This is a genomic window from Nonomuraea terrae (genome assembly GCF_004348995.1).
GTDB lineage: Bacteria > Actinomycetota > Actinomycetes > Streptosporangiales > Streptosporangiaceae > Nonomuraea > Nonomuraea terrae.
In genome coordinates, this window is the sequence record NZ_SMKQ01000302.1 from 1 (window position 1) to 7,721 (window position 7,721).

A 7,721-nucleotide genomic window follows, 5' to 3' on the forward strand; every position below is an offset into this window, starting at 1 on the left:
CAGCGCGGTCAGTTCCGTATCCCAGGACACGACAAGATCGTAGGTCAGAGCGCATGTCACGCACTGACGATGAAGCAACTACATCCCGTGGCGGAGCCAAACGAATCAAGATCTACGGATGTAGTACCTGCCTCACTCCACGCCGGATTCTGCCGGACCATCTCGAATCCCTGCCGCTCCAACGCCGCCTTGGTATCCGCGACGCCCTTGGCATAGCGATTCTCGCTGAAGGTGAAGGTATAGCGAACACCATCGTGCATCTTGTTGCGGATGAGGTCCCCAGGCGTTCTTGTCGGGTTGTCCTCAATCAGCTTCGCCAACTTCTCCTTGTAGCGGTCGGGCCCCTTGAGCACATGCTCCGGGAAACCGGCCATGTCCGCGCCAAGCTCTCGCGCCGTCGCCTGGACTCCCGGCGTGATCCGTGCCTCGGCTGCCCGAGTGCGCGTCAGAGCTTGGTCCGCCAGGACATTGAGATCTGGCTCTAGGCTGACTCCTTTCCACTCCCAGGTGCCGTCCGGAGTGATGCGTGGGGGAGCGACTTGCGGCCCAGCCTTCGCCTTGGCCACCTTGATCAGGTCCGTCATCTTTTCGACGGCTCTTGCGGCGCGGCTCGCTCCTGATGCCGCGCCACTCCCGCCCGCAGTTGCGGCGGCGGCCAGAAGATCGGGGACGAGGCGGCCGAAGGCGCGGTCGGGGTTGGTGGTCCAGGTGTCCCAGTCTGTGACCGCCTTCAGCAGCTCGACCGGGTTCTGCACCCCATAGATGACTCCTCGGGCGCTGTCTTCAATGTCCCGCTGCCAGCCGCCGGGGTCGATGGTCTTGCGTACCCCGGAGAACTGCCACAGCATCCCGGCCAGTCCGCCGATGCTCTCCAACGAGCCTTTGGCGACCTCGGCCGCGTGGTTGCCCGAGTTCTGGTCCAGGTCGAGCGAGGACTGCACGCCTTGCCAGACCCGATCCCAGAAGCCGCCGAAGGTGGGCAGCGGCGCGCCGGGAGCGAGCAGTTCAGATTTCACGAACACGGGCACCCCGTGCTGGAAGGCCGGGTCGTGGGCCTCCATTCGTTCGAGCAAGACGATGCGCCGGTGAAGCTCGGGGATCTGCTGCCCGGCCCACGCGGCGATGCCCCGGATGGTGTCGGCCTGCGTGGTGGCCAGCCCCGCGCCGCGCAGCAGGCTCCACAACGCGGCGCCGCCGCCCTCCAACGCGGACTCCGCCTTGCGTAACTCGTCCTGCAAGGCCCGGACACCGTCGGGCACCATGCCATCGATGTTCATGGCTACCCCGCTGATGTCCGGGCGAGCAGGGTGCGAAGCTCATCCACCGCCGAAGTGCAGGCTTGGAGGAGCGCCTGCTTCTGAGCGGCGAGTTCGCCGCCGAACCGGTCGGCAGCCGGCCCGGTCCAGACGCGCTGGCCCATCAACCCCACAGCGCGATCCAGACAGCCCTTGAGCTGGCCGGTCAACTCCTCTGCCTGGCGTAAGGCCTGCTCTATCTGTTCCCTGGTCATAGGCGTGCTCCCGGTTGAGGCAGGAGCATGGCCGTTGTCGTTTGCGGCTGGGGCCGTTCCAAGGACGCCAGGCAGGTGTGGGTTGCTTTCCGCTTTGCCCTCATCTGGGATCCTCTGGTCGTTTGAGGTCAGTTATCCCTGAGAGCACCGTGACGACAGGAGGGCAAGCGCGTCGAGAGGAACTGCTGAACCGGCATAGAGCTCATGCACGGTCAGAACTGTCGGTGCTCCCGCTCATACTCGCTTCAACACCGCACATCAAGGAGAAGCCATGGCGAGGGGCTCCAGGAGGAGAAGCGGTAAGCGGAGATCGCACAAGAGACAGTGGGCCGTCACGGCCGTATGCGTCTTAAGCGTGGCCGTCGTGTGGTTCATCGGCAAGTATCCAGGTTGGGCCGTGGGGATCGCCTGCCTGCTCGCCATGATGTTCACCGGCGGGCTCATCATCCGGCACCGCGCGATCCAGGCGGAACGACGACGGTTTCTGGCCGCGAATGTGGAACTGGAGAAGGTCGATCGCATGTCCGGCGCTGCGTTCGAGCATCTCGTCGCCGAGCGGATGATTGCTGATGGGTTCCGTCAGGTCCGCGAGCGCGGCCGTACTGGTGATGGCGGGGTGGATATTACGGCCCTCGCTCCGGGACACGGCCGGTATGCCGTTCAATGCAAGCGTTACAGCAAAACGGTCGGTGCTCCTGAGGTGCGCAACTTCCTCGGTGCGCTGGCTAATACATTCGCCGGCCACACCGGCGTTCTCGTTACCTCCGGCCACCTCACCAAACAAGCCAGACTCGAGGCTCTAGGGGCGCGGCAGCCGCTGATCCTCGTTGAACGCGACCGACTGGCGGACTGGCTTCTGGGCACGGTCTCGCTACTGCCAGCAAGCTCAGCGAGGATTCTGGCGGAGGACGAGGCGGTGTGACGATGGGCAAAAATTTGTCGGAGCGATTAACGACCGCTTCGCTGCTTTGCTTCATATGAGGAGGCGTCAGAAAATCTTTCGGTGGTACGCCAAATACTGGGGATCGATGTCGTGACCGGCGATGGTGCGCAAAGGGCCCCTCGACTCGCCCGTAAGTCTGTCGATCACCGCGAGGTCGTCCCTGATGGTGAGCGCGCCCAGGTCGAAGAGCACGTGGTCGTTGGGACAGAGGCAGAGGAGGTTGCCTGCCACGTCGTGACCGTCGTGCGGGCTGCCGAGCGGGCGGATGTGGGCCCCCTCGGCGTACGGGCCGTGGGGGAGCAGCAGCCGAGTTCCGCAGATTTGGCAGGTGTGGTCGTGCAAGGTCTTGATCAGCCGTGAGAGCGCGTTGTCCCGGATGATGCGCCTGACCGTGGCGGGGCGGCGGCCGGGAGTGCGGACGTCATCGGAAGGTGGAGGCGGCTCGTCGTCGGCGGCGTCCAGGCCGACGCGCGTGAGCAGTTCGGTCTGGTCCTTGTCCTGGAAGTACGTGCTGAGGAGGTACGCGCTCGCCTTAGCCCGTACGGCCTCGTTCTGCGCCACCAGGTCGTACACCCACTCGCAAAGACCGGAGATCGGCTGGTTTCGGCTCATCCACCCCAGAGGCGGGCTGCCGCTGGGACGAGGCGGCTCTCGATGATCGGGCAGGGTCCATAACTCGAAGTGCGTGAGCTTCAAGACCGGGTACTCGGGATTGGGCCTGTCGCCGTCCAGGCCGTACTCTTTGATGAGGGCACTGATCTCAGCCCGGGTGACGTCCCAGGGAACGAGGCGTTCCTCTCGGCGCGCGGCTCGGCCGAGGGCCCACAGCAGCGTGAGCGGCTGGTGCCGCTTGGGTCGACCGTTCGAAAGGGCGGTGTCGAGATTTCTGATCTTCTCGAGAAACACCTCGGCAGGCGACGCGTCCTGGCGGTCAGTGACGAGAAACCCTAGGTGGCCGAGGGTCCTGCCGACCGTGGCAGCTCCTCCAGAGAACTCCGAAGCGCGAAGCGGACGTCCGCTGACACCACGGTGCGCCACGCCGGCGATGGGCTTGGAGTCGTAACGACGCCCGTTGTGGACCACGAAGTAGTCGCGCGCTTCACGGTAGCCATACCGCTCCAGGAAGGCATCGCGGCCCAACTGGTCGTACTCCTCGATGGCCGCTAGGACCATCTCGCGATCAAGGTCGGATAACGCCATTGGATCACGATATGTCTGGAGACCGACCGCCGTGGGGGCGCTAAATAATCTGACTGGCTACAACAGCGGATCCCCGGGCGGTAGCTCAGAGCTTCGGACACTCTCGGTCTTGTGCTGATGCTTTCTGCGGGTTTCCCTGACCTTCAGGCGGCGAGCGGCACGCTGTTTGGCGCCAGCGGCACCGGTGCCTTACGAGGCAACAATGTGATCCAAGGCTCAGGTGAGCTGGGGAAACGTCTTCAAGATCGTCCCCCGTATGTCCCCTGATCAAGGTCCTACGGCTGCATATGGCGACCCTCAGCGACCTATCAGGCGCCTGACAAGCAAAAGACCTGCGGCTGAGAAACCGCAGGTCAGAGGCTGAAATGCCTGGTGGAGAAGCGTGCCCCCGGCAGGATTCGAACCTGCGGCACCCGCTTTAGGAGAGCGGTGCTCTATCCCCTGAGCTACGGAGGCGGACCTACGTAAGCCTAGCGAAAGTACGGCACTGTGTGCGACGTGCGGGGCGGGTCACTTTGGCCGGGCGGGTTATGGGTGCTCTGAGCTGCGGTAAAGGCATGGCAAGTGATCAGAATCTGGATCTTGGTGCGCGGATAGCGTCTGCCTGTGACCAGGAGGCGATGTAGGCAGGCACGCCGGCGGCCCGTTGTGTTGTTCGGGGCGTTGCTGGCGCCGGCGATCCTTGCCGGGGGGCTGTTGGCCGGGGAGATGCGCGGCCTGAAGCGGGGGGCGCAGGCGGCCGAGGCCGCTGAGTGGGCTGGAGGCATGGCTCGCTGGAGGGGGTTCGAGCCGGTGCTGGTGCCCGAGCCCGCGCATCCCGATCGGTGGTACGAGGGCAGTGTGCCGGCGGCGGTGCCGGTGGTGGTGCGCGAGAGGCGGCCGACGGTGCCGCAGGCGCGGGAGTCCGTACCTCCTGAGGTGGTGGAGGAGCCCGTGAGGCCGGTTCCGGTGCGGACGGCGGAGGAGGAGTGTCCGGGGGAGTGGGTGGACACCTGGTTGTGGGAGGTGTGCCTGGACCGGAAGCAGGAGTTGGCGGCCCAGGAGAGTTGGCTGCCTGGGATATGAACCGGATTGGGTGGGTGTGCGTACCCCGAAGTGTGCTGGTTCGCCGTCGGGTGGTGACCTGGTGTGCGTGTTCTGGAGGGGTGCGGAACGGTCTGTACATAGCGGGTGATTTGTCCCATAACAGCTCTTCGGAGTTCGGTCCGGGCACTCCGGGTGCTGTAGTAACGTGCGTGCCTGACCAGGGTAACGAGATTGCAAACGGAGGAGTCGAACGTGCCATCCCCTCGATCAGCGGGTCTGATCGCGGTCGTCATGGCGGTGGCTTCTCTCTTCGTGCCCAACGCGCAGGTGCCGGCGCAGGCCCAGGTGCAAGAGCGGGTGCGAGAGCGTGATCCGGCCAATCTGACCGAGTTGCGGCGCGAGGCCGAGCGGTCGGCCAAGGAGCTCGAGGAGGCCACCAAGGCGCTGGAGAAGCGGCGGGCCGACATCGCGGGCTCCGAGAAGGAGCTCAAGTCCAAGCTTGACTCGCTGCAGCAGATGGAGCAGCGGCTCTCGGTGATGCGGCAGCCGGTGTCGCAGTTGGCCGAGTTGCTGTACGAGCAGCCGCTCGCGTCCAACGGAGTCCTTCCCTTCATGTCGGGTGACGCGGACGAGCGCACCTTGCGGGCGCTGAGCGACGTGAACCAGATGGTGTCGGTACGCCAGCAGGCCGTCGAGCAGACCAGCACGCTGTACAACCAGGCCGAACGGCTGGCCGCCGAGGCCCAGGAGCTGCGGGCCGGCAATCTGCTCGCCGAGGCGCAGCTCGCCGTCGAGGTCGACACGTTGCGCCAGCGGTCCGACAAGATCGTCAAGTCGTTGACCGCGGCGCTGGTGAAGCTCGGCATCAAGGTCGACAAGGTGGGGCGGGCGGCGCTGGGTTGCAACCCGCTCCGGGCGGCGACGGCGGGCGACTATCCCAACGGGCTGATCCCCAAGAGCATGCTCTGTCCGTTGCAGCAGAAGGGGTTCAGCCTCCGAGCCGACGCCACGATCGCTTTCGTCAGCCTGAACGAGGCGTTCAAGAGGCAGTTCGGCAAGCCGATGTGCGTGACCGATGCCTATCGCAGCCTCGCCGAGCAGCAGTCGGTCTATTATCGGCGGCCTGGGTTCGCCGCGGTGCCGGGGCGGAGCAACCACGGGCTGGGGCTGGCCGTCGACCTGTGTGGCGGGGTGGAGCGGTCGGGGTCGCCGGAGTTCGTGTGGATGGAGAAGAACTCCAAGCGGTACGGGTGGTTCCACCCGGCATGGGCCTACAGCAACCCGTTCGAGCCGTGGCACTGGGAGTACGACCCCAAGATCGATTCGCAGCTCTGAGGGGCGTCAGCCGGGTCTGATGGTGATCGAGAGGCGGCCGTGCGCCTGGGCCGCCGCGAGCTCGGCCGCCTGGGTCGGGGTGGTGGCCAGGACGATCAAGGCGCCGCCGTGGGCGTCTCTTTCGCGTACGGGTGGGATCGTGATCACCGTGGTGCCGGACGTGATGTGGCGGGCCGGCACGCCCTCCTGCGAGGCGGCCAGGAGGTCGACGGTGGCGCCCGGCGAGATCAGGGACGCGGTCGCCGCGTCGGCCAGGCGTACCGGGGTCGCGACCAGGCCCTGCGGAAGGTGGTAGGACGCGAGGAGCCGGACGTCGGTCAGCGGCTCGCCGCGGCGCATGGGCGTCGCCAGGGTCTGGCCGGGGGTGATCTCGCGGATCGCACCGGCGGGCGGCGGATCGTGCGCGACCCGGTGGAAGTCGCCCGTACGGACGGGGCCCGGCGCCAGGTCGCGGGATGCCACCAGCACGGTGGGGGCGCTGGTGACGGCGGGACGCGTGGCGAGGTAGGCGGATATGACGGACACGGCGGCCAGCGCCGCCGCGACGAGGCGGCGGCGACGGGCGTAGCGGGTCAGCCAGGCGTGGAGGGTCACGGCAGGTCGAAGGGGAGCTTGATGCCGTCGAGCGCCGAACCGCATGGGCACGGGCGCTCTTCAGGCAGAGCCTGGACGGTCTCGGACACGAGGGTGCGCATGCGAGTGACGTTCTGCGCGAAGAAGGCCAGCACCTCGTCGTGGGTGACGCCCTCGCCGGCCTCGACTCCGGCGTCGTGGTCGGTCACCAAGGAGATCGACGTGTAACACAGGGCCAGCTCGCGGGCCAGGATGGCCTCGGGGAAGCCGGTCATGCCCACGATCGACCAGCCGTTGCTCGCGTACCACTGTGACTCGGCCCGGGTGGAGAAGCGCGGGCCCTCGATGACGACGAGGGTGCCGCCGTCGACCGTCTGCCAGCCGTCGGCCTGGGCGGTGCGTACGGCCACGGCCCGGCCCGACGGGCAGTAGGGGTCGGCGAAGGAGACGTGGACGGCGCCGTTGGCGTCGTAGTACGTCTGGGCCCGGCCAGAGGTGCGGTCGACGAGCTGGTCGGGGATGACGAGGGCGCCGGGGCCGTACTCGGCCTTGAGTGAACCGACGGCGCTCGGCGCGAGCACCTGGCGCACGCCGAGAGAACGCAGCGCCCAGAGGTTGGCACGGTAGGGGATGCGGTGCGGTGGGAAACGGTGATCTCGCCCGTGTCTGGGGATGAACGCCACGGAACGCGAGCCGATCCGTCCGACGGTGACGGTGTCGCTGGGCGGCCCGTAGGGGGTGCTGAGCTCGATCTCCTCCGCGTCGTCGAGCAGGGAGTAGAAGCCCGATCCGCCGATGACGCCGATGTCTGCGCGTGTGACCATGGCGCGAGAGTATCCGGAGCGGCGAGCCGGGGTCGGGGCTAGAGCGGCGTTCTGTGGATAACCCGGGTTTCGGCCTGTGGACAACCCGATCGCTCGGCGCCCTCGGGAAGTTCGGTGGGAATCGGCCGGGTAGCGGTTCGTTCAGGAGCGGGGCTCGAAGCTCCGGAGGCGGCGGGCACGAGGCAAGTCCGTCATCGCGCGAGGAGTGCGGCGGTGACGGTTGAGCGAGCGGTTGCCAACCTGGGGCCCGGGCGTACGGGGATATGGTGCCGGCCCGGGGCGGAGCTGATGGGCAGCGGGGACGTGCCCG

8 protein-coding genes and 1 tRNA gene are annotated in these 7,721 nt (G+C 66.8%); 3 read left to right on the forward strand and 6 right to left on the reverse strand.

Annotated elements, in window-relative coordinates; genetic code table 11:
• Positions 1–56 precede the first annotated feature (56 nt).
• Both E1286_RS44270 and E1286_RS44275 read right to left on the reverse strand, forming a co-directional pair.
• On the reverse strand, positions 57–1,277 hold the full coding sequence (locus E1286_RS44270; protein WP_132622953.1) for a hypothetical protein: 1,221 nt from the start codon (positions 1,275–1,277) through the stop codon (positions 57–59).
• 2 nt (positions 1,278–1,279) lie between these two features.
• The gene (locus E1286_RS44275) at positions 1,280–1,510 is read right to left on the reverse strand and encodes a hypothetical protein (RefSeq protein WP_132622955.1); all 231 of its coding nucleotides are present in this window, start codon (positions 1,508–1,510) and stop codon (positions 1,280–1,282) included.
• Positions 1,511–1,865: 355 nt separating this feature from the next.
• Here E1286_RS44275 and E1286_RS44280 point away from each other — a divergent pair, with 355 nt between their 5' ends.
• Entirely contained in the window at positions 1,866–2,432 is a 567-nt protein-coding gene (locus E1286_RS44280) for a restriction endonuclease (protein WP_165970199.1), read from the forward strand.
• A 66-nt stretch (positions 2,433–2,498) separates the two neighbouring features.
• Here the strand turns inward: E1286_RS44280 and E1286_RS49675 are convergent, their stop codons facing one another.
• Positions 2,499–3,653 (reverse strand): HNH endonuclease, encoded by a 1,155-nt coding sequence (locus E1286_RS49675; RefSeq protein WP_223190913.1) that lies wholly within the window; start codon positions 3,651–3,653, stop codon positions 2,499–2,501.
• Between the two features lie 383 nt (positions 3,654–4,036).
• Positions 4,037–4,109: transfer RNA gene (locus E1286_RS44295), tRNA-Arg, on the reverse strand.
• Positions 4,110–4,418: 309 nt separating this feature from the next.
• On the opposite strand from E1286_RS44295, the gene E1286_RS44300 reads away from it, so the two are divergent.
• Positions 4,419–4,718 (forward strand): hypothetical protein, encoded by a 300-nt coding sequence (locus E1286_RS44300; RefSeq protein ID WP_132622959.1) that lies wholly within the window; start codon positions 4,419–4,421, stop codon positions 4,716–4,718.
• Positions 4,719–4,931: 213 nt separating this feature from the next.
• A complete protein-coding gene (locus E1286_RS44305) occupies positions 4,932–6,014 on the forward strand; it encodes a M15 family metallopeptidase (RefSeq protein WP_246075682.1) in 1,083 nt (360 codons plus the stop codon).
• 6 nt (positions 6,015–6,020) lie between these two features.
• On the opposite strand, the gene E1286_RS44310 is transcribed toward E1286_RS44305, so the two are convergent.
• Positions 6,021–6,608, reverse strand: a complete 588-nt coding sequence (locus E1286_RS44310) for a CpaB family protein (protein ID WP_132622961.1) — start codon at positions 6,606–6,608, stop codon at positions 6,021–6,023.
• Positions 6,605–7,411 (reverse strand): S-methyl-5'-thioadenosine phosphorylase, encoded by an 807-nt coding sequence (locus E1286_RS44315; RefSeq protein WP_132622963.1) that lies wholly within the window; start codon positions 7,409–7,411, stop codon positions 6,605–6,607. The genes E1286_RS44310 and E1286_RS44315 overlap by 4 nt, the downstream gene beginning before the upstream one ends.
• Positions 7,412–7,721 lie beyond the last annotated feature (310 nt).

Bases quoted from the DNA above. Each gene is read 5' to 3' on its own strand.
- E1286_RS44300 (WP_132622959.1), top strand. From the start codon at position 4,419: ATGGCTCGCTGGAGGGGGTTCGAGCCGGTGCTGGTGCCCGAGCCCGCG.
- E1286_RS44275 (WP_132622955.1), bottom strand. From the start codon at position 1,510: ATGACCAGGGAACAGATAGAGCAGGCCTTACGCCAGGCAGAGGAGTTG.
- E1286_RS44315 (WP_132622963.1), bottom strand. From the start codon at position 7,411: ATGGTCACACGCGCAGACATCGGCGTCATCGGCGGATCGGGCTTCTAC.
- E1286_RS49675 (WP_223190913.1), bottom strand. From the start codon at position 3,653: ATGGCGTTATCCGACCTTGATCGCGAGATGGTCCTAGCGGCCATCGAG.
- E1286_RS44270 (WP_132622953.1), bottom strand. From the start codon at position 1,277: ATGAACATCGATGGCATGGTGCCCGACGGTGTCCGGGCCTTGCAGGAC.